The 17,857-nt window shown below is 57.9% G+C and carries 26 protein-coding genes, 1 other RNA gene and 1 pseudogene; 8 read left to right on the top strand and 20 right to left on the bottom strand.

The genetic code is table 11. From position 1 onward, the window contains the following. Positions 1-23: 23 nt before the first annotated feature. The 19 genes from JHD64_RS04480 to JHD64_RS04390 form a co-directional block, all read right to left on the bottom strand. A complete protein-coding gene (locus tag JHD64_RS04480) occupies positions 24-611 on the bottom strand; it encodes a hypothetical protein (RefSeq protein WP_199052396.1) in 588 nt (195 codons plus the stop codon). Between the two features lie 9 nt (positions 612-620). Further along, positions 621-1,079, bottom strand: a complete 459-nt coding sequence (locus tag JHD64_RS04475) for a Mor transcription activator family protein (protein WP_199052395.1) — start codon at positions 1,077-1,079, stop codon at positions 621-623. Continuing rightward, positions 1,076-1,558: a gp16 family protein gene (locus tag JHD64_RS04470; protein WP_370540932.1), complete on the bottom strand. Its 483-nt coding sequence runs from the start codon at positions 1,556-1,558 to the stop codon at positions 1,076-1,078. Before JHD64_RS04470 ends, JHD64_RS04475 begins: the two co-directional genes overlap by 4 nt. Before the next feature lie 89 nt (positions 1,559-1,647). Beyond that, positions 1,648-2,103 (bottom strand): hypothetical protein, encoded by a 456-nt coding sequence (locus JHD64_RS04465; RefSeq protein ID WP_199052394.1) that lies wholly within the window; start codon positions 2,101-2,103, stop codon positions 1,648-1,650. Beyond that, entirely contained in the window at positions 2,103-2,351 is a 249-nt protein-coding gene (locus JHD64_RS04460; RefSeq protein ID WP_199052393.1) for a hypothetical protein, read from the bottom strand. Before JHD64_RS04460 ends, JHD64_RS04465 begins: the two co-directional genes overlap by 1 nt. A 7-nt stretch (positions 2,352-2,358) precedes the next feature. Continuing rightward, an RNA gene (locus JHD64_RS04455) (hammerhead ribozyme type II) lies at positions 2,359-2,423 on the bottom strand. A 3-nt stretch (positions 2,424-2,426) separates the two neighbouring features. Then, positions 2,427-2,807, bottom strand: a complete 381-nt coding sequence (locus JHD64_RS04450; protein ID WP_199052392.1) for an HU family DNA-binding protein — start codon at positions 2,805-2,807, stop codon at positions 2,427-2,429. 1 nt (position 2,808) lies between these two features. After that, on the bottom strand, positions 2,809-2,958 hold the full coding sequence (locus JHD64_RS04445; RefSeq protein ID WP_199052391.1) for a hypothetical protein: 150 nt from the start codon (positions 2,956-2,958) through the stop codon (positions 2,809-2,811). Positions 2,959-2,970: 12 nt separating this feature from the next. Next, positions 2,971-3,255 carry a hypothetical protein gene (locus JHD64_RS04440; RefSeq protein ID WP_199052390.1) on the bottom strand — a complete coding sequence of 95 codons (285 nt, stop codon included), beginning with the start codon at positions 3,253-3,255 and terminating at the stop codon, positions 2,971-2,973. 1 nt (position 3,256) lies between these two features. Then, positions 3,257-3,880, bottom strand: coding sequence for a DUF3164 family protein (locus JHD64_RS04435; protein ID WP_199052389.1), 624 nt, complete (start codon positions 3,878-3,880; stop codon positions 3,257-3,259). A gap of 361 nt (positions 3,881-4,241) precedes the next feature. Further along, on the bottom strand, positions 4,242-4,979 hold the full coding sequence (locus tag JHD64_RS04430; protein ID WP_199052388.1) for a hypothetical protein: 738 nt from the start codon (positions 4,977-4,979) through the stop codon (positions 4,242-4,244). Continuing rightward, a complete protein-coding gene (locus JHD64_RS04425; RefSeq protein ID WP_199052387.1) occupies positions 4,966-5,355 on the bottom strand; it encodes a DNA-binding transcriptional regulator in 390 nt (129 codons plus the stop codon). The genes JHD64_RS04430 and JHD64_RS04425 overlap by 14 nt, the downstream gene beginning before the upstream one ends. Positions 5,356-5,375: 20 nt before the next feature. Further along, positions 5,376-5,690: a hypothetical protein gene (locus tag JHD64_RS04420; protein ID WP_199052386.1), complete on the bottom strand. Its 315-nt coding sequence runs from the start codon at positions 5,688-5,690 to the stop codon at positions 5,376-5,378. Between the two features lies 1 nt (position 5,691). Continuing rightward, complete coding sequence (locus tag JHD64_RS04415) at positions 5,692-6,006, bottom strand: XRE family transcriptional regulator (protein WP_199052385.1); 315 nt, start codon at positions 6,004-6,006, stop codon at positions 5,692-5,694. Further along, complete coding sequence (locus JHD64_RS04410; RefSeq protein WP_199052384.1) at positions 5,996-6,628, bottom strand: hypothetical protein; 633 nt, start codon at positions 6,626-6,628, stop codon at positions 5,996-5,998. The genes JHD64_RS04415 and JHD64_RS04410 overlap by 11 nt, the downstream gene beginning before the upstream one ends. Positions 6,629-6,630: 2 nt before the next feature. Next, positions 6,631-7,344, bottom strand: coding sequence for an AAA family ATPase (locus JHD64_RS04405; protein ID WP_370540931.1), 714 nt, complete (start codon positions 7,342-7,344; stop codon positions 6,631-6,633). 25 nt (positions 7,345-7,369) lie between these two features. Beyond that, complete coding sequence (locus JHD64_RS04400) at positions 7,370-9,472, bottom strand: Mu transposase C-terminal domain-containing protein (protein ID WP_199052382.1); 2,103 nt, start codon at positions 9,470-9,472, stop codon at positions 7,370-7,372. 3 nt (positions 9,473-9,475) lie between these two features. Further along, positions 9,476-9,949, bottom strand: coding sequence for a hypothetical protein (locus JHD64_RS04395; RefSeq protein WP_199052476.1), 474 nt, complete (start codon positions 9,947-9,949; stop codon positions 9,476-9,478). A 61-nt stretch (positions 9,950-10,010) separates the two neighbouring features. Beyond that, positions 10,011-10,328 (bottom strand): helix-turn-helix domain-containing protein, encoded by a 318-nt coding sequence (locus JHD64_RS04390; RefSeq protein ID WP_181834983.1) that lies wholly within the window; start codon positions 10,326-10,328, stop codon positions 10,011-10,013. A gap of 266 nt (positions 10,329-10,594) precedes the next feature. Here JHD64_RS04390 and JHD64_RS04385 point away from each other — a divergent pair, with 266 nt between their 5' ends. Continuing rightward, complete coding sequence (locus tag JHD64_RS04385) at positions 10,595-11,257, top strand: helix-turn-helix transcriptional regulator (protein ID WP_255524308.1); 663 nt, start codon at positions 10,595-10,597, stop codon at positions 11,255-11,257. Positions 11,258-11,454: 197 nt separating this feature from the next. Here the strand turns inward: JHD64_RS04385 and JHD64_RS04380 are convergent. Continuing rightward, positions 11,455-11,940 (bottom strand): annotated as a pseudogene (locus JHD64_RS04380) (IS3 family transposase); the annotation flags it as partial. 231 nt (positions 11,941-12,171) lie between these two features. On the opposite strand from JHD64_RS04380, the gene JHD64_RS04375 reads away from it, so the two are divergent. From JHD64_RS04375 to JHD64_RS04345, 7 genes are all read left to right on the top strand, one after another. Further along, positions 12,172-12,420: a FeoA family protein gene (locus JHD64_RS04375; RefSeq protein ID WP_059286519.1), complete on the top strand. Its 249-nt coding sequence runs from the start codon at positions 12,172-12,174 to the stop codon at positions 12,418-12,420. Next, positions 12,413-14,248: a ferrous iron transporter B gene (locus JHD64_RS04370; protein WP_370540930.1), complete on the top strand. Its 1,836-nt coding sequence runs from the start codon at positions 12,413-12,415 to the stop codon at positions 14,246-14,248. The genes JHD64_RS04375 and JHD64_RS04370 overlap by 8 nt, the downstream gene beginning before the upstream one ends. Then, positions 14,245-14,463, top strand: coding sequence for a FeoB-associated Cys-rich membrane protein (locus JHD64_RS04365; RefSeq protein ID WP_059286521.1), 219 nt, complete (start codon positions 14,245-14,247; stop codon positions 14,461-14,463). The genes JHD64_RS04370 and JHD64_RS04365 overlap by 4 nt, the downstream gene beginning before the upstream one ends. A gap of 280 nt (positions 14,464-14,743) precedes the next feature. Further along, positions 14,744-15,583: an iron uptake transporter permease EfeU gene (efeU, locus tag JHD64_RS04360; protein ID WP_199052380.1), complete on the top strand. Its 840-nt coding sequence runs from the start codon at positions 14,744-14,746 to the stop codon at positions 15,581-15,583. 37 nt (positions 15,584-15,620) lie between these two features. Next, positions 15,621-16,514, top strand: coding sequence for an iron uptake system protein EfeO (efeO, locus tag JHD64_RS04355; RefSeq protein ID WP_199052379.1), 894 nt, complete (start codon positions 15,621-15,623; stop codon positions 16,512-16,514). Positions 16,515-16,588: 74 nt separating this feature from the next. Next, positions 16,589-16,951 carry a cupredoxin domain-containing protein gene (locus tag JHD64_RS04350; protein WP_059287164.1) on the top strand — a complete coding sequence of 121 codons (363 nt, stop codon included), beginning with the start codon at positions 16,589-16,591 and terminating at the stop codon, positions 16,949-16,951. A 40-nt stretch (positions 16,952-16,991) separates the two neighbouring features. After that, positions 16,992-17,857, top strand: an 866-nt coding sequence (locus tag JHD64_RS04345) for a Dyp-type peroxidase (protein WP_199052378.1), incomplete at its 3' end; no start/stop codon positions are given.

Genomic DNA, 17,857 nt, shown 5'->3' with positions numbered 1-17,857 from the left:
GCCCCGCATGGGCGGGGCTTAGGTTAGTTTGATCTGACTACCACTTGTCCATTGATTGAAAGAATTGTGACCCGAAGTGGATCATAACTACCCGTACATGATGCAGACATCGGCACCCCAGATTTACTTGTAAAATTTCCGTTGGGCCAGATGAACATAAACTGATTACCTGATCCAATATCCGATACGGCTCCCGGTGTCGTGGTATCTCCGGCAAACTGAGCGATGGTCAGCTTACACAGGACTCTAGCCTCTCGAATCTTTACTGCTGTGGACTGGATTTCTTGCTCAGCCGTTGATACGGAGTCGCTGCTTTTGTCTATCCATATCCTCCACGTCACATAGCCTATAAAGTAGGTGCCTAGCAGTAAAAATACCCAAATCAATAGCGATAGAATTCCACCTTTGCTGGTTTTTTTCCTGGGGGGCTCTTTAATTTTTATATCGTACTGCTGTCTTTTTTCCTGATTCAGCAGTGTCTCCCGTGCAGCATCGAATAGCATCTGCTGACTGGTTCCTACATACTTCTCGCGGCACTCATTAATTGCAATCCGTATTTCTTCTCCGGTTGCCGATGCATCGATACCAAGAACATCGTAGAGGGTTCCCATTTTCATCCCCTAGAATAGGCTGCCCTGCGCCGTATCTATAGGCAGCAGGTCATCAGCTTTAGCCAAAATCTCTTCAATCCTGCGGTCACACAGCTTGTACTTCGGTACCAGCACGTTGTTGACAGTGGCATTATGCCCCAACTCAGCGCACGACATGTCATAGTCAGCCCGGATGCTGGCATCGCGCAAGGCACGCAGCGCTGCAGCGCACTTCGGCACATATAGCCGGGTGTTGCCATAACGCTTGACCAGTTTGGTCGCTGCATCGACCCCCACAGCCTCGGCCAGTGCAGCAAAATACTGTCCCTCCTGCCGAGCCGTCTTCGGGACCGGGAAGTGTGTACCACCGTAGGCATCTACCAGCTTCAGCGTTGTAGCCAGCGTCAGCATCTCAACGAGCTGGCGCGCATTGTCAGGCAGCAGGTGTGCAGCACGGGCCATTGCCATTTCGTGGTCATTGCGGTTCATGCAGGTCTCCCGTTGCGTTTTGCGTCATAGACAAGGGCGACCATCACCCCATTCAGCTGCTCGTAGTCCAGCCATTCCAGCTTTTCGATCTTGTACATGCGCTTGGCCATGCCCTGGGCGTACTCCCACGACCGGCCAGCAGTGGCCAGCTGTGCCTCAATCTTGGCCATAATGGTTTCGCAGGTGTCCTTGGGCTGCGGCCGGCGGCCATGTTTTTGCGCGGGCTTTTGTACAAAACCCAGGCGCTTCATTTCGGCCAGCACGTCATCCAGCTGCTGCAACGTCAGCTTTGTGCTGCTGGTTTTGCCATCTGCCAGGCGTGCCAGCATGGCGCGGTAGCTGTCATCAGCCATCTGCAGCTGCTGCTGGGCGATCTTGATCTTTGCGATCATCGCCTTGCGTCTGTCTGTCATTGTTCTTCTCCTGGTCAAACTCAATGCACGCGTGACCGGCCTGCCGGCTTTATCAGAGGACGGCACCCGCTAGTTGATCGGGGCTGGCCGGTCACGGCTGCATTGAGGGTTAAAACACGTTGCAGAGCCTGCTTTAACAGGCTCGACACCGGGTTCTATTCCGTTACAAAAGCAGTTCTTGCCTCTGTCTTCTCGGCAAGTTCAACGCTATCGCAGACCTTGCACAGATGATTAATGGCAGCTTTTCCGCTGGACCAGTCAGGCAAATAAAGCGTTACCGCACCGTTGATGAACTTGTCTTTTTGCACCCAGCGCTTGCCGAACTTTTTCTCAAGTTCCTTGCGCTTGACCGGGCTTACATTCGGTCGCACAGACTTGCGCAGGAACTTCTGCTCCGGGACTGGAGTGGCACCCTGTGCCCACTTGTATTCGAATACCCCATCAACGAAAGTGCAGACCCTGTAAGTCATGCCTTTGCTACTACGGCGTACCTCAAGCGTGATACGCCGACCATCACACATCAGATCGGCCTTGCCCCATGGGAAGGACAGATCCGAAATGAGCTTTTCCTTTTGCTCAGCCGTCAGTTTCTTCACGGTTTGCTGATCCATTAGTCTTCCTCCACTTCATCCGTGCAGGGTGTAACGCTGAAGGGGAGTTCCCCCAGTTGTGACAAAGCGATTTGCAGACCCACACGCATACCTTTGGCAATGTCGCTGCCTGCCTTGATTTCAATGTCAGCCAGTTTGATGTTGGCGTCTGGGTGATCCACGATGGCTTGCAGGGTGGCGACACGGGAGGCATGCCAGTTCTGAAGCTGTTTGGTGAATTCAATTACTGCGGGGTCGGAAGTGTGCATTGCTGTCCTTTGGCTGCTCATCAGTACCAGGCAACCACGCCTGGCAGACCGCCCTTGTGGGCGGTTTCGCACGGTTTAGCCTGCTGCTGCCTCCTTCAGACGCTTGGCCGGGGAGAACTTCGCGGCACGCTTGGCGGCAATTTGGATGGTTTCGCCGGTTTGCGGGTTGCGGCCGGCCTTGGCTGCGCGCTCCACGCTGCCGAACTTGCCCAGGTCAGTGATCTGCAGCTCGCCACCAGCACGGACGGTTTCCAGGATGGTGGTGGTCAGGCTGTTGATCACGGCTTCGGCCTGCTTGGCAGTCACTTCAGCGTGTTCGGCTACGTGTTTGATCAGCTCTTGCTTGTTCATGCTTTTCTCCTTGGTACTACGTTGTAAAAACTGCTTGAAAGGGATGTTTCCGGTTCTGAGGTTGCGGACCAGAAGTTTCCAGTTGCCAACTGTCGGTTTGCTCATGTCAGGCATCCATAGGTTTGCCAGGCTGGCTGAAAATCACGCCATAGCTCTCGCGCCGGCCATTGCTCTTGCCGCGCCATGCCAGCCACTTGTCCAGAGCTTCTGCAGCCTCGCGCTGACTTGCTGCCTCGGGAATACCTGGCACCAGCAACTGATCACGCTCCTATCCATGCCGGGCAGCAGCGGTCAATACGCCCTTTAGGAAGGCTTTAGGGCCATGTGCAACGACGATTCCACCTTCTGGCACTTGCTCTTTGTCACCCATTTCGATCAGACCCGAGGCCCAGCACCAGGCGACTTGCGGTGTCATGTCGTAGTAGTTTTTGCAGCCGCAACGCGGGCAGACAAGGGTTTTGCCAAGCTCTGATGGCATGGCAATGCGTTCTGACTCTTTGTGCTTGTTCCGGCAACGGGTGCACTGCACGAGGATGTCTTTGTGGTCTGTCATCTCACACCCCAGCCATATCCAGCGGAATCGGCTGATACTGGTCGGTATCGCCAATCCGCTCGTACACGCGGATGTAGGACTTGGAGCACTGGACCCGTACCGACTCGCTGAGGGCATTCATGGCCTGCTGCCATTTCTCATCTTTGATTTCCAGGCGGCGCAGACTGAGGATGCGGCCGGTAGAAATCTTTCCCTCTTTGTCGACGTTGAACGCATCATTGATCAGGGTGCGGATCTCGCTGCGGGCACCTTCGGTCCACTCATGCACGCACTCGTCAATCAGGGCCTTCGCGGCCTGCAGGCCTTCATCAAAAGTCAGCGTGTCGCTTACAGCACGCTTGATCATGTAGCGACCATCAAACGTGGTCAGCGACACATTGCCCTTTGCACCGCCGACCTTGGCCCCGTAGCGCTCACCGGACAGTTCAATGAATGCCTGGATGTCAGCAAAGACCGTGGCCTTGAACTGGGCCAGCATCTTGTTGACGTCCAGGGCCTTGTTGATGATTTCCATCACCAGGGAGTCCCTGGCCATGTCGATTTCCTTGATCGACTCAACCGGGATCAAACGGCCCTTGGCATCCTTGCGGTAGCCGTTCGGGGTGTTTTGCGTTGCGTTTTGCATTACCTGTTCCTCATTCCAACAATTCGTTTTACTTGCGCCAGCTGCTGCCGGTTTCGCTCTAGCCATTCCGGTGTCAGCCGGGGTTCTTCCTTTGCATCCCAAAACCGGCTGATTCTTGCCGGTGGCTCCGGGCCGGGAAGGACTGGAGCAGGGACTCGCGGTGCCGGGGGCGGTGTTTCATCCTCCGGGGCTGGTTCCGGCTCCGGTGGTGGGGCTACCGGCTGGGCGGCTGCATAAGCGGCTAACTCTTCCAGGTAGTCATCCCACACAATCCGCCGTGCCTTGGCCCGGTCATGCCCCATACTCACCAACAGATCCACTTCGGCTTTCAGCTTGGCCTTGGTGGCTTCGTCCAGCTCAATCATCGGGCTTGCACGGCCTCCGCTGTCTTGAGCAGGAAATACCCAAGTTCCTTGGCATTCGCTGCATCTACCTGCAGCTCCTGGCCGTAGCCGATGATGGTGAACACTCCACCCATTTCCAGACGGGCTGAGACCGGTTCAATCAGTTGCAGTCGCTTTCGTGGTGCTTGCTCCGACGGGCTGTTGCCGGCATCAGCAGTGACTTTCAACTTTTCTTGAGCCGGTTGGCGGATGCGGCCGACCACTTCTGCGCCGTCTTTCAGCTTTACCGGGATGTCGATTGGCGCAGTTTTGTCATCATCAGCAACCGACACCACAGGCTTGACCCAGTACCAGCGCGTGTTCTCCAGCTTGGCCAGGGTTTTCTTCTTCCAGTACTGAAGCGCTGCATGCAGTGCTGCCCTAGACCCTTGCACTTCAATTTCAGCCGGGGCAAGACCCGCATCACCAGCCTTGATCAGCAGATCACGGACTTGGGCTGGTACTGATGGCGGCTCTTCGGTCGGGCTAGTGCTGGCCATCTCAACGGCACGTTCCCCATTTACCTGGCTGCACAGGTGATACATCACCACGCTGCCGACCACAGTGGAGTTCGACACCCCGATCTGTTCCAGGCGGTCCAGGCTTTCCTGGATATCCTTACGCTCCATGCCGGTTTTCTCGACCAGGGTGCTGAACGAGGCGGCACCGGCTTCCAGGGCTTCGATCACCTTCTTCTTGGCCTCAAAGGGGAGCATGGGTAGTCTCCTGATGGCCGCTTACCAGGTTGGAAACCGAGTGGGCCAGCTCAGTCAGATCCACAGCACCGTTTCCAAGGTGGATCAGCAGATCACGGCAGCGGCTAGCGTTTTGCAGCAGAAGCTTGCTATCCAGAGTGCCAGCCAGAATGGCGCGGATCAGGTCAGCGTTTTCCGTGGTGATCAGGGCGGTATCAATTCCCAGTTCATGGCGCAGGCGCACCATTTCGTCGACGTTGGCAGGTGCCTGGCGGCCGCTTTCATAGCGAGAGCCACCAGATTGGGTCACGCGGACGGCGGTCCAGAATTGGGACTGATTCAGGCCCAGCTTGCGGCGCATTACACGGTAGTCACGGTTTACGGTTTGCTCGGTCATGTCGTTCTCCTGGTCATTCATCAGTTAGCGTTTTCGGTCCAAACCACACGGCAGCCATCCAAGCAGAATTGCCCTTGTCGATAGCGGCCAATCTCGCCAAGGCCAAACCCGTAGTAAGCGGCCTGGCCCGACTCAATCAGCTGAGCGCAACGGGCGCTGGTCTGGATCTGGACAGTGGGGCGTGACAGGGTGCTCATGTCGATGTTGACCACGGAAAAGCCACGGCGGCCCAGCTCCTGGATCACCACTTCCACTTTTTTCACGGCCTGCAGCATCAGGGTGTTGATGGGCAGGAAGGCAGGCACAGGGCGCTGCGTTGCGGCGGTTTGTTGCATGTCACTCTCCTTTGCTGCAGTTTTTGCACTTGCGGCAGGTCCGCCAGTGCGTCAGTTTCAACGGGTGGTGGGTCGGGGCACGGCTACTGCTGAAAGCGCGGCAATCAGCCATGGTCATTTCCTGGCCATTGAATGGGCAGGTCACCGTAGCCAGAACAATCAGCACCTGCTGTGCGACTGCATCGGTCTTCCCTGCGTATTTACCAGCCAAGACCAGGCTGATAGTGGTACGGGAGTAACCAAGCTCCGCAGCAACCGGCTTCTGGCCACGCTGGGCTACGGCTGAGCGCAGGATTTCCAGCCAATCAGCAGTCATAATCTGGCTCCTCTTGCCAAACGACCTGGCCCAAATTGGGGTCATACACCGACTTGGTACGCTGGATCATCGGAGGGCGTGGCCCGCTGTTCCGGGCTGGGTTAAAGCGGTACCGGGTAGAAATTCCACCAGCACCCTTGCCATGCCCTTTATCGATTTCAATCAAATAACCAGCGGTGGCCAGGTGCCTCAGATAGGTCCGGGCTGTACCTGGTGCGACTGAAACTTCTGTTGTGCTGGACAGCGCAGCGAGTTCGTGGAAATTGAAGTCGCGTACCATCCGCATGGTTCGCCACATCGCCTCATTGATTAGCCCTTGAATAACCGGCTTTCCTTCGGCCGTCAGACGCGGTGCTTCCAGGCCGTTATCCTTGACCAGGGCAAATTGCTTTGCCTCTGCTAGCTTTACGGTCACATTGCACTGCTGGATAAATCCGCCACGTTCGAGTGCTTGCACATAAGTTCTGACTGTCGCCAGATCGACCTTAGCGGTGCGGGATAGGTCTGCCAGATAGAAGCCATCACGATTGGCCCGGATGGCCTCCCAAACTCTCTGACGCCCCCCCTTACCCCCCACCATTTCCAAGTGGGCACCGCGACGTTTTTGCTTTGTCGCTGCCATGGTTAAACCCTTCTCGGTGCATCGCCGGTATACAGCGGTTGAGTGCCCCAGGTAGCACGGTCAATCGCATCCAACCCGTGCAACATGGCGTACTCCTGAACATTCACCAGGTTGACGCAGACCCGACGTACAGAGCCATGGGCGATATTGACTAGATGCGCCATCAGGTCATCTGCGATGGCAATTTCCGGGCTATAAATCTCTTTCAGCTTCAAGGCATCACTCATGGAAATCGGCTGGGCGGGCACCCATGCCAAAACACGGCCGTGGAAGCGCTCATGCTTCTTCAAATCATTGGGAAGTGTTTCCTCACCCACCAACATCAGCGGTGCCTGGCTGCCCTCATAGATATCGCGCAGCAACTCGACCATGCCGAGGCGGGAGGTAGCATGGCCAGCCTCGTCCAGAATCAGGGGGCGCTGGCTGGTCGACATCTGCTCACAGATCAGATCCAGATTGGCCGAGATGGTGTTGGCAGGACGCAGTCCCATTTCGAACGCGATCTTTTCCAGAAGGGCTTTTTTTCCCCAGGCGCTGCGCATCTGGACGTAGTAGGCACGGGTCTCGTTGGCTACAGCGACGATTGTGGTCGTCTTGCCATAACCACTAGGGCCGTAGTAAACGCCCAGGCCCGGCAGGCCGTCTTGGCGGTTGATCAGCTTGCTCATGGCGATGCTGACAAGGTCGAGGTTGGCAATCGGTGCAATGCGATTCACGTTTAGGCTCCTGTTTCTTGTGGTCTCAGCGCTGGCTGAGGGTTCGGTATTCATTGGTGCGGACGTATTTGTTCAGTAGCCAGTCCAGCTCACGCTCACCCAAGGGTTCGCCGCGCTGGTGACGGTCGCGCAGGGTGCAGAAGTAGCGGTAACGGGCATCCGGGGTATCCGGTAGGCTCAGCACGTTGCTGGGCACGGGGGCCGGCTCGACATCGATTACCCGCAGACTCGGTGTCTCAGCGGCCTGCGGCTGACGCTTGGCACGGGCAAGTGCTGCAGCCTCTGCCAGTTGCTCACGGGTTCCGCTGATCAGTCCGGGGATAACGATTTCATGTGTGGCCTCAATGGCCAGTTGGCCACGACGCTCGGCCTGGACTTCTTCCATATGCACTTGCAGACGGTTTACACGGCCTGCAGCACGACGGTCCCTGGCCTGTTCAATCACGGAAACCGGGAAGTAACTGCGCACATTGGCATTCCATTGGGCTGTGCAAATTAGCCTGCCATCGTCCGCATAAACCCAGATCTGGCTGGCGTCGTTCACGTCGTAGCCAATGCGTAGTCGCTCTCCGTGGAACTCCTCCAGCTCACGGCTGAAGTAGCGATTACCAAAAACCGAGATTTCACAGCGGCTGATGGTGCGCTCGACCTGGGGGCGGAACAGGTAAGCCTCTTCACCCGGTTGCAGGCAAGTCGGCTCCCAGCCCATGGCTACAAACTCAGCCAGCTTCATGTCTGGGCTGATGCCGTTCAGACTGCTATGCGGCCGAGCGTTGTAGTCGGCAATGCGCTGGTTGATGAATTCGATGAATTGCGGCCAGCTGATCAGGTTCACGCTGCCGCCGTCCTTGATCGCCTTACGGGTCAGCTTGAACTGGCTCAGTTTGGCTTCGCGGTCCATGTCGGTCCCGACATAGCTCTGCAGTTCACGGGCAGCACGAACAAATACTGACTTGTGCAGCCGCTCAACAGCCCCCTTAGCCTGCGAGTTGTAAGGGCGGGCGAATTTCATTTCAGCACCCAGCCGCCCCATGATCCCGGTCGACTCATTGCGCAGCATGTCGTTTTTGTAGCCGGAGCCATTGTCGACATAGAAGATCGCCATCACGCCCTCACGGGTAACCGCATGGGTAATGGCATCCAGTACCGCCAGCCCCGACTCGGCCAGGCCGACGCTCCAGCCGATGATGCGGCGGGTAGCCACGTCGATGATGGCGGTGATTTCCGGGCGGAATGGTCTGCCATGCATCGGGTGCTGCACCTCAGCGTCGAAGGTGTGGCCATCAGCGGTCCACACGTCATTCGGCTGCAACTGGGAAATATCGCGACGGACAAAGGGCTTGATGTTCTTCATCTCACGCGGCCCCATACGGCCGACTTCCCGCGATACCGCACCAAGTTTTCCGATGAAGCGGCGTACCTGGTGAATCGAAGGCAGCATTTCCGGGCTATCAGTCCAGTCCCGTGCAAACTGCTCATAGGCATGGGACACGCTTGGCTTGGATGGCAGCTGCCAGTAAGTCAGGAAGGACTTAGCCCAAGCAGGGATTTCCAACACGGTGCTGACAGCAGTTTTCGGAGCAAGCTGCCCTTGTTTTTCCAGGGCGCGCCAGCCCTTGATGCTGCGCACCGAGGGGTAGGGGCTGGCACCCTTGCGACCACGACCATCATGGGCAGCACGTAGCATCCGCTCGAGGTGCGGGTCCAGGGTGCCGGCCTTCGCCTGGGTCAGCATGGTGTGAATGGCAGCTTCACGGCTGACACCGCAACCAGCCATCAGGCGATCAATGGCAACCAGAACACCCTTGCGGGCACCTTCAACCGTCTGTTGACGGCTAGTCAAAGCCAGTTCGAGCTGTGCGGCCTTCATTGGCAAGGTAGGCACAGATACCGCAGGCGCTGAAATCATTGATGTAATAAGGCGTTCTTTGATTGCGCGCTGCGCAGCCTCGGGTAGGCTGGATAATGCGTACTCATAGCCACCGCCACGGCCTTGGCGCTTCTTTACCTCCCAGCTACCAGACTGAGCTGCACGAAAAATCCCACTTACTGACGCAGGTACACCTGGTAGCTTCATTTCTGCCAACTCTGCAGCGCTATAGTGGGTTTTGAGTTCTGCTTGGGTCATGGTTTATTCCCCAAACAGTTCAAGTTCCGGCTGTCCGGTTTTAATGACGTTCTCACGGTGGTATGCCACCTGTGAGAGAACATCGTTCAACACGCCAAGGGTTTCCGACAGTTCGGACTGGCCCCGGTAAAACTGCTCCAGCAGCATCACGGCCTTACCGAAGTTGGCTTGCATTTCACCCAGGTCGCCAGCTTTGGCCTTTTTCCCGCTTGGAATGCTGACGACCAGCTTTCCGCAGGCAATGGCGAGGTACTCAATCACATTGGCTGAACCGCAGAGCACGGCGAACTGGAGCAAGCGACCTGCAGGCATTTCACAGTCGGATACCCAGCGGGCATAGGTAGAGCGGTTGGTTCCCATCAGCTCTTCCATTTGCTTACGCGGACGGCGATGCGCTTTGAGCGCATTTGCCTCATCAAGATCGAAAGCCTCAGCAAGGCTGGTTGGTCTGCGGGATTTTCCGCTGTGGTTTCTCATGGCGTGACTTCTTGCTCAGAGAATCTGTGTTGTGGCCATTTAGTCAGTTCACCCCTACCATTCACTCAACAACAACAGCCGAGCGGGATGCCGCTTGGGTATTTGCAGATGAAGGGGGAACGGATGGGAAAACTGGCTTAAAATGGCGCTTAGCGTAGCGGCTTGGCCAGATGGTCTCCGGCGTAACGCCAATAGCAGCAGCGATGATTCCTTCTGCTTTTGGCCACGATCTATCCAAGGCATTATTCAATGCACTAGGGCTCAAACCAGCCCCGATAGATAACTTGCGAAGAGACCATCCAGCCTTACGAACGGCCGCCACAATATCCGCCCGGTGCCAATCCTCGGCGGGTTTTTTTTGGGTTGCGGATGTGCTCATTTCTTAATCTCTTGCGGTGATTAGGTGAGCACATGGTAAACGCAAAGGTTTTGCCAATCAATACTTTTGAGTGTGATTTTTGACGCGCAAAGGTATCGCAAACCTTCAAAGTTGCAACTTAGGGTTTGATTTTTCTGAAATACACATAGAAATCAAATGTTTATGCATTACCTTTGCGGGTGAGGTTCATTCTTATGAGTGTTGCAAAACTTGACGATCAAAACCTTTGCGTTGATTTGTCATCACGCATAGGCCTTGTGATTGAGATGTGTGGAGGCCCTGGAGAGACAGCCAGGAGAGTTGGCGTCTCAAACACGACGCTACAACGATGGAGGAATGACCAAGTAGATTTGTCTACCTCTAACTTGGTAAAGCTGGCCGATACAGCAGGGGTCCGTATTGAGTGGCTGGCTACTGGTCGTGGCCATATGATGAATTCCCAAGCACTGGTAGAAAGCTGCTCTCCTAGCCATGCTTGTGTCGATACGCTGGGCAATCCAGTCGACCTTTCGGAGTTCGTCTTCATTCCCCGCTACAATCTCAAGGCTGCTGCAGGGCATGGCGCGGCAGTAGCTGGTGAAAAGCCCATCTTCTCCATGTCTTTCCGGCGCTACTGGATAGATAACTTCCTGCGAATTGATCCCAAGGACCTATCAGTCCTGTCGGTAAAGGGTGATTCAATGGAGGGTGTTCTAAATGACAGGGATGTCATCCTGGTGAATCACGCAGACACGTCGCCAACAACTGGGCTGTATGTGCTGCGCATTGAGGGGGACTTGCTTGTTAAGCGGGTACAGAAGCTACCAGGTGGAAAACTGGAGATCATGAGTGCCAACGAGGCTTATCGGCCTTTTGAGATTGATCCATCTAATCCTGGTGGCGATTTTGCAGTCGTTGGGCGCGTGGTCTGGTTTGGCCGTCAACTATAACGGCTTTGGTCCAGTGCAAATAACTTGCTAAAAGTGCCATTTCTGGCCTTGCGCGGGTAACTCTTTCGCAAAATTTAAACAGCGGGTGCTTTGGGACTGTTGATTGGCTGAAACGCTTGCCTGGCGCGGCTGGTCCCGCTTCATCCCATCTGGTCCCGCTGGTTCTTCCCTGTGCAATTAACCTCACCACACCACAGCTAGGTGAATCGCCCGCCGCTTCTCTGGACACTCTTGAGCCGTTGGAAATATTGCTTCTCAAACTCTACCGGCGATAGCCCGTTTGCGGAACCATGCCGGCGTTTCGGCTTGTAGGACATCTCGATGTAATCGAAGATATCTCGCCGGGCTTCTTCTCTGTCGTGATAGGTTTTTAGCTTGATACGCGCACGCTTCAGCAACTGGAAGAAACTCTCCGCCACAGCATTGTCGTGGCAGTTCCCATGCCGGTTCATGCGGGGTACCAAGCGATGGGCCTTCAAAAAATCTTGCCAGTCGTCACTGCTGAACTGACTTCCCTCGTCGGAATGCACCAGCACCTCATGCTTGGGCTGACGTCGCCATACCGCCATCACCAGGGCATTCCGCACCAGCTCTGTTCTATTGATACGTGACTGCATCGACCAGCCAATGACCTGCCGCGAAAGCAGGTCCAGTACCACCGCGAGACGTAACCACGCTCGGTTACCTGTTTGACAGCTTCAATCTTGAACTCCTCCGCTGTCCGGCTTGGCCGCCCGCAGTTTTGCTGACCGGCTTTTCCTTGCTTGCCATCGGGCTGTTGCAGCATGAATCCTGTGGCGCAGTTGCGTGTGTCCGCAGCGCTTGTAAAAAGTGCTGGAAAAATATTGACATTAAAAAGTGGAGGGGTATTATCCGATCCAATCAAAATTGATTTTCATTTACGGGTGATGTGAATGCGGCTGAGTGAGCTGGGAAAACAACAAACAGCCAGTGTGGTCGGTGTGGAAAAATTGCAGGCAGATGACGCGATTGCCGCGCGCTTGCAGGACATCGGCTTTGTCGCTGGCGAGACGGTAAAGGTCATTACCCGTGCGCCGTGGGGAGGCGATCCGATTCTGGTACAGGTTGGCACCAGCCGCTTTGCCCTGCGCCGGGAAGAGGCCAGCCGCATCGTGCTGCAACCAGGAGTGCAACATGGCTGAGATGGCATTGCGCATTGCCCTGGTGGGGAATCCCAATTGCGGTAAAACCGCGCTGTTCAACCAGTTGACCGGCGCGCGCCAGAAGGTGGCCAACTATGCCGGCGTAACCGTCGAGCGCAAGGAGGGGCATTTCTTCACGGCGTCCGGTCACCGGATCAGCCTGCTCGACCTGCCTGGCACTTATAGCCTGGAATCGGCCAGCCAGGATGAGAAAGTCACGCTGGATGTGCTGCGCGGGCAGCATCGTGGTGAGCAGACTCCGGAAATGATTATCTGTGTTGCCGATGCCACCAATCTGCGGCTGCATTTGCGCTTTGTACTGGAGGTGCAGCAACTGGGCCTGCCCATGGTGCTGGCGCTGAATATGGTGGATGCGGCGCAGCGGCGTGGCATCCGGATTGATGTGGCGCGCCTGTCGGCCGAGCTGGGCATTCCGGTGGTGGAAACCGTGGCAGTGCGGCGTGGCGGGGTGGATGCGCTGGTGCAGCTGGTGGATCAGACCGCCAGCAAGGTCCCTGCGGCGGCGGCAGCTCGCGGCGGGGATCTGCATCAGCAAGTACGCCGCATCATGGCCGATTGCGTCAGCATTCCGCAGCTGTCCGATGCAAAAGTGGATGCGATTGATCGTTGGGTACTGCATCCGGTGCTGGGACCGCTGATTCTGTTGCTGGTGATGTTCATGGTGTTCCAGGGGGTGTATTCGCTGGGCAAGCCGGTAACCGACCTGATCGGCGACAATTTTGACCAGCTGAACAAGCTGGTGGCCGGTCTGCTGCCGGATGGCCCGCTGCGCGGCCTGCTGTGTGATGGCCTGATCAGCGGCCTGGGCACGGTGCTGGGTTTCCTGCCGGAAATCCTGGTGTTGTTCTTCTTCATCCTGGTGCTGGAGGAATCCGGCTATCTGCCGCGCGCCGCTTTCCTGCTCGACCGTGTCATGTTGTCGGTGGGTCTGACCGGCCGTTCATTCATTCCGCTGCTGTCCAGCTTTGCCTGCGCCATTCCCGGCATCATCGGCAGCCGCAGCATCAGTAATCAGCGTGATCGCTGGACCACCATTCTGGTGGCGCCATTGATGACCTGCTCGGCACGTTTGCCGGTGTATGCCCTGCTGATCGGCGCCTTCATTCCGGCGCAGAGCATTGGCGGGATATTGAATCTGCAAGGTCTGGTGCTGCTCGGTCTGTACCTGCTGGGTATCGTGGGGGCGATGGTGGTGGGCTGGGTATGCAAGCGGCTGCGGCCGCGTGATGCGCAGCAACCGGCGCTGATCATGGAGTTGCCGGCCTACCGTGTGCCGCAAATCCGCGATCTGGCACTGGGGCTGTGGGAAAGAGGCAGCATCTTCCTGAAAAAGCTGACCGGCATGATTCTGGCACTGACGGTGTTGATGTGGTTTATTTCCAGCTTCCCCAATCCGCCTGCCGGTGCGACCGGTCCGGCCATCGATTACAGCATTGCCGGCTATCTGGGCAAGTCCTTGCAGTTTCTGTTTGCACCGCTGGGTTTCAACTGGCAGGTCACGCTGGCGCTGATTCCGGCCTTTGCCGCACGGGAAACCGCCGTGGCTACCCTGGCGACGGTTTACTCGGTGGCCAATGCCGATGATGTGGCTTCGCTGGGCCATGTGCTGGCGCATCAGATCTCGCTGGCCAGCGCGCTGTCCCTGATGGTGTGGTTTGCCTTTGCGCCGCAGTGCATGTCGACGCTGGCGGTGATCCGCAAGGAAACCGGCAGCCGGCGGCAGGTGGTGTTGTCCTTCAGCTATATGTTTGTGGTGGCTTACGCCTGCTCGTTTCTGACCTATCACCTGGTGAAGGCCTTTGCATGACTACCAGCCTCTTGCTCCAGTACGGCATCATCGCCATCGTCGTCCTGTTTGCCCTGCGCAGCCTGATTCAGCGCTTTGCCCGCAAGCAGGGCGGCTGTGGCAGCAGCTGCGGTTCTTGCGGGGGCGGCTGCGCGAGCAATGGCGCCACGCCCGTGGTGATGATCAAGCCACTGCCGCCGACAAAGAAAGGCGGCGACTGCTGCGCGGGTGACTGAGTTTTCTTGTCCTTGCTGATCGCGCTCCGCAGGCCACCTGCCTTGCCATGAAAATGCCATGCCTAGTCGTGGCATTTTTCTTTTGATGTCAGACAGGCCGCCTGCACGCTGCACGGGCAGTGCTCATCGCGGAGGATGCGCCGTACGGCAAGCGGTGACGCTGGCCACGGACCTGGCCCGGCGGCAGCCGGGGAGGGCTGACGACAGCGACGACAAAATTTTGCGTTGACAGTTCAAATGCAAATGATCATGATTCTCATTTTTAATAATGGATCTGGTCATGTTGATCCCGTTTCTCATCATGTTGCGCGAAGGCATGGAGGCTGCGCTGATTGTCGGCATCATCGCCAGCTATCTGCGCCAGTCCGGTCAGCAGCGCTGGATGCCCGCCGTATGGCTGGGCGTGGTGCTGGCCTGCCTGCTCAGTCTGGCGGTGGGCGCGTTGCTGGAACTGACCCAGCAGGAATTCCCGCAAAAGCAGCAAGAGCTGTTTGAAGCGGTGGTGGCGCTGATTGCCGTCGCCATTCTCACCTCCATGGTGTTCTGGATGAAGCAGGCCGCCCGTTCCATCAAGGGGCAGCTGCACGAATCCATGGCGGCGCTGTTCCGCCGCAGCCGGGGCCAGGCTTATGCACTGGTCGGCATGGCGTTTTTTGCCGTGGCGCGCGAAGGCTTGGAATCGGTGTTTTTCCTGCTGGCGGCCTTCCAGCAGCAGGCAGAAAACCCGCTGGCCTGGCTGGCTGCTTTACTCGGTCTGTTGGTCGCCGCAGCCATCGGCTACGGCATCTACCAGGGCGGCGTGCGTATCGACCTGCGCCGTTTCTTCCGCCTGACCGGCCTGTTCATCATCTTCGTCGCGGCCGGCCTGCTGGCCGGTGCCATCAAGTCGCTGCACGAAGCCGGCTTGTGGAACCAGCTGCAGGCCGTGGTATTCGACCTGAGCCATGTGCTGCCCACCGACACCCCGCTGGGCGTGATCCTGGCCGGCCTGTTCGGCTACAACGACACCCCCACCGTCAGCGAAGTGCTGGCCTGGCTGCTGTTCCTGATTCCCGCCCTGTGGCTGTTCCTGCGTGGCAGCCAGCCTGCCGCCAGCCCGCAGCCTGCCTCCACGCGCTGACACGGCTTTCGCCCCCCATTTTTCAAGGAAAAACCTGATGACACACCGTTCCCTGTTCAAGTTGTCGCTACTGGCATTGCTGGTCTCCACCCTGGCCGCCTGCGGTAAAAGCGAAGATGCGCCAGTGGCGCAGGCCAGCAGTGCGGCCGTGGCTGCCGCCTCGGCAGCGGCGGTGGACTACAGCGCCCAGCTGGCCGGCCCGATTGCCGACTACAAGCAATACGTGAGCAGCGAGCTGGCCGGCCTGCTGACCCAGTCCAAGGCTTTTGCCGCCGCCATCAAGGCTGGCGAACTGAAAAAGGCGCAGGAGCTGTACCCCATCACCCGCCAGCATTACGAGCGTATCGAGCCGATTGCCGAACTGTTCTCCGATATGGATGGCGCCATCGATGCCCGCGAGGATGACTTCAAGCAAAAAGCCGCCGACCCGAAATTCACCGGTTTCCACCGTCTGGAAAAAGCCCTGTTTGGCGACCACACCACCAAGGGTCAGGCCGAGTATGCCGACAAGCTGGTCGCGGACATCAGCACCCTGCAAAGCCGGGTACAGACGCTGAGCATTCCGCCGGCCAAGATGGTGGGCGGCGCGGCCGGCCTGATCGAAGAAGTGGCGGCCACCAAGATCAGCGGTGAGGAAGACCGCTACAGCCATACCGATCTGTGGGATTTCCGCGCCAATGTCGACGGCGCGCAGAAGATTGTCGAGCTGCTGCGCCCGCTGCTGCAGAAAGCCAGCCCGGACTTGCTGGCCAAGGTGGATGAAAACTTCAAGTCGGTCGACAGCCTGCTGGACAAATACCGCAGCGAGGACAAGCAGGGCTTTGTCAGCTACGACAAGCTCACCGATGCCGACCGCACCGCCATGAAGGGCCCGATTACCGCGCTGGCGGAAGACCTGTCCAAGCTGCGTGGCGTGCTGGGGCTGGATTGATCCGTCACGCTACCGCCCGGCGCTGCCAGCACGCAGGCCGGGCGGGCTGGAACAAATTGTCTGAGGAATGAGCCATGTCCAGAGTATTCCCCGTAGTCCTGCTTGCCGCCTTGCTGGCCGGCTGCAGCAAGGAGGCCCCGGCACCACAGGCCACCGTCGCCGCTGCTGCCATCCCGGTGGTGAATGTCGGCATCAGCGATGAGGCCTGCCAGCCGATGCAGCTGACCGTGCAGCGCGGCAAGACCCAGTTCCTGATCAAGAACAACAGCAGCCGCACTGTGGAATGGGAAATCCTCAAGGGCGTGTATGTGGTGGAGGAGCGCGAGAACATCGCCCCCGGTTTCAGCCAGAAGCTGACCGCCAGGCTGGAGCCCGGCACATACGCCATGACCTGCGGCCTGCTGAGCAATCCGCACGGTGTGCTAATCGTCGAATGATCATGCTGCGCGGCAGCACAATACAGAAGTCCTTCACACCATGACTGAACAAGACAAGCCTGTCCTTTCCCCGCCTGTAGCGATCGCCAACCCCCAGCGTCGCAGCCTGCTGCGCGGGGCCGGGCTGTTTGGCGGCGGCCTGCTGGCCGGCGGCCTGGGTAGCGCGGCCTGGTTTGGCCAGCTGGCCAAACCGGTGGATCCGGCGCAGCAAGTGGTCCCCTACCGTGGCCAGCATCAGGCAGGCATCACCACCCCGGCAGCGCAGGAAGCCATCTTCATCGCTTTTGATGTGCTGGCGCGGGACCGCCAGGGCTTGCAAGCCACCTTGCAGTTGCTGACCGAGCGCATCGCCTTTCTGACCCAGGGCGGCCCGGCACCGGTGGATCACCCCAAAATGCCACCGCCGGACTCCGGCCTGTTGGGCAGCAATATCAGCGCGGATGGGCTGAGCATCACCGTGGCGGTGGGCGCCTCGCTGTTTGACCAGCGCTTTGGCCTGCAGGCACAGCGCCCGCGGCAGCTGAGCCAGATGCAGGCTTTTGCCAATGACGCGCTGGACGCGGCATGGTGCGATGGCGATCTGCTGCTGCAATGCTGCGCCCATTCGCGCGAAACGGTGATTCACGCCGTGCGTGACATCATCAAGCATTGCCCGGACAAGCTGGCTGCCCGCTGGAAGATGGATGGTTTTTTGCCGGCGGGAGCCGTGCGCCACAGCAGCACGCCGATCAATCTGTTCGGCTTCAAGGACGGGACGGGAAACCCCGACACGGCCGACAGCGCACAGATGAATGCGCTGGTGTGGGTGGATGACAAGGACCAGGAGCCGGCCTGGGCCAAGGGCGGCAGCTATGTCGCCATTCGCCTGATCCGCTTCACGCTGGAGCAGTGGGACCGCACGCCGCT

This window comes from Aquitalea sp. ASV15, assembly GCF_016429115.1.
Taxonomy (GTDB): domain Bacteria; phylum Pseudomonadota; class Gammaproteobacteria; order Burkholderiales; family Chromobacteriaceae; genus Aquitalea; species Aquitalea magnusonii.
This window is presented reverse-complemented; position numbering and strand designations above follow the sequence as displayed.

Coding starts and splice junctions, on each gene's coding strand:
- JHD64_RS04480 (WP_199052396.1), bottom strand. CDS start 611: ATGGGAACCCTCTACGATGTTCTTGGTATCGATGCATCGGCAACCGGA.
- JHD64_RS04475 (WP_199052395.1), bottom strand. CDS start 1,079: ATGAACCGCAATGACCACGAAATGGCAATGGCCCGTGCTGCACACCTG.
- JHD64_RS04465 (WP_199052394.1), bottom strand. CDS start 2,103: ATGGATCAGCAAACCGTGAAGAAACTGACGGCTGAGCAAAAGGAAAAG.
- JHD64_RS04460 (WP_199052393.1), bottom strand. CDS start 2,351: ATGCACACTTCCGACCCCGCAGTAATTGAATTCACCAAACAGCTTCAG.
- JHD64_RS04450 (WP_199052392.1), bottom strand. CDS start 2,807: ATGAGCAAACCGACAGTTGGCAACTGGAAACTTCTGGTCCGCAACCTC.
- JHD64_RS04440 (WP_199052390.1), bottom strand. CDS start 3,255: ATGACAGACCACAAAGACATCCTCGTGCAGTGCACCCGTTGCCGGAAC.
- JHD64_RS04435 (WP_199052389.1), bottom strand. CDS start 3,880: ATGCAAAACGCAACGCAAAACACCCCGAACGGCTACCGCAAGGATGCC.
- JHD64_RS04430 (WP_199052388.1), bottom strand. CDS start 4,979: ATGCTCCCCTTTGAGGCCAAGAAGAAGGTGATCGAAGCCCTGGAAGCC.
- JHD64_RS04425 (WP_199052387.1), bottom strand. CDS start 5,355: ATGACCGAGCAAACCGTAAACCGTGACTACCGTGTAATGCGCCGCAAG.
- JHD64_RS04420 (WP_199052386.1), bottom strand. CDS start 5,690: ATGCAACAAACCGCCGCAACGCAGCGCCCTGTGCCTGCCTTCCTGCCC.
- JHD64_RS04415 (WP_199052385.1), bottom strand. CDS start 6,006: ATGACTGCTGATTGGCTGGAAATCCTGCGCTCAGCCGTAGCCCAGCGT.
- JHD64_RS04410 (WP_199052384.1), bottom strand. CDS start 6,628: ATGGCAGCGACAAAGCAAAAACGTCGCGGTGCCCACTTGGAAATGGTG.
- JHD64_RS04400 (WP_199052382.1), bottom strand. CDS start 9,472: ATGACCCAAGCAGAACTCAAAACCCACTATAGCGCTGCAGAGTTGGCA.
- JHD64_RS04395 (WP_199052476.1), bottom strand. CDS start 9,949: ATGAGAAACCACAGCGGAAAATCCCGCAGACCAACCAGCCTTGCTGAG.
- JHD64_RS04390 (WP_181834983.1), bottom strand. CDS start 10,328: ATGAGCACATCCGCAACCCAAAAAAAACCCGCCGAGGATTGGCACCGG.
- JHD64_RS04385 (WP_255524308.1), top strand. CDS start 10,595: ATGTGTGGAGGCCCTGGAGAGACAGCCAGGAGAGTTGGCGTCTCAAAC.
- JHD64_RS04375 (WP_059286519.1), top strand. CDS start 12,172: ATGCGGCTGAGTGAGCTGGGAAAACAACAAACAGCCAGTGTGGTCGGT.
- JHD64_RS04370 (WP_370540930.1), top strand. CDS start 12,413: ATGGCTGAGATGGCATTGCGCATTGCCCTGGTGGGGAATCCCAATTGC.
- JHD64_RS04365 (WP_059286521.1), top strand. CDS start 14,245: ATGACTACCAGCCTCTTGCTCCAGTACGGCATCATCGCCATCGTCGTC.
- efeU (WP_199052380.1), top strand. CDS start 14,744: ATGTTGATCCCGTTTCTCATCATGTTGCGCGAAGGCATGGAGGCTGCG.
- efeO (WP_199052379.1), top strand. CDS start 15,621: ATGACACACCGTTCCCTGTTCAAGTTGTCGCTACTGGCATTGCTGGTC.
- JHD64_RS04350 (WP_059287164.1), top strand. CDS start 16,589: ATGTCCAGAGTATTCCCCGTAGTCCTGCTTGCCGCCTTGCTGGCCGGC.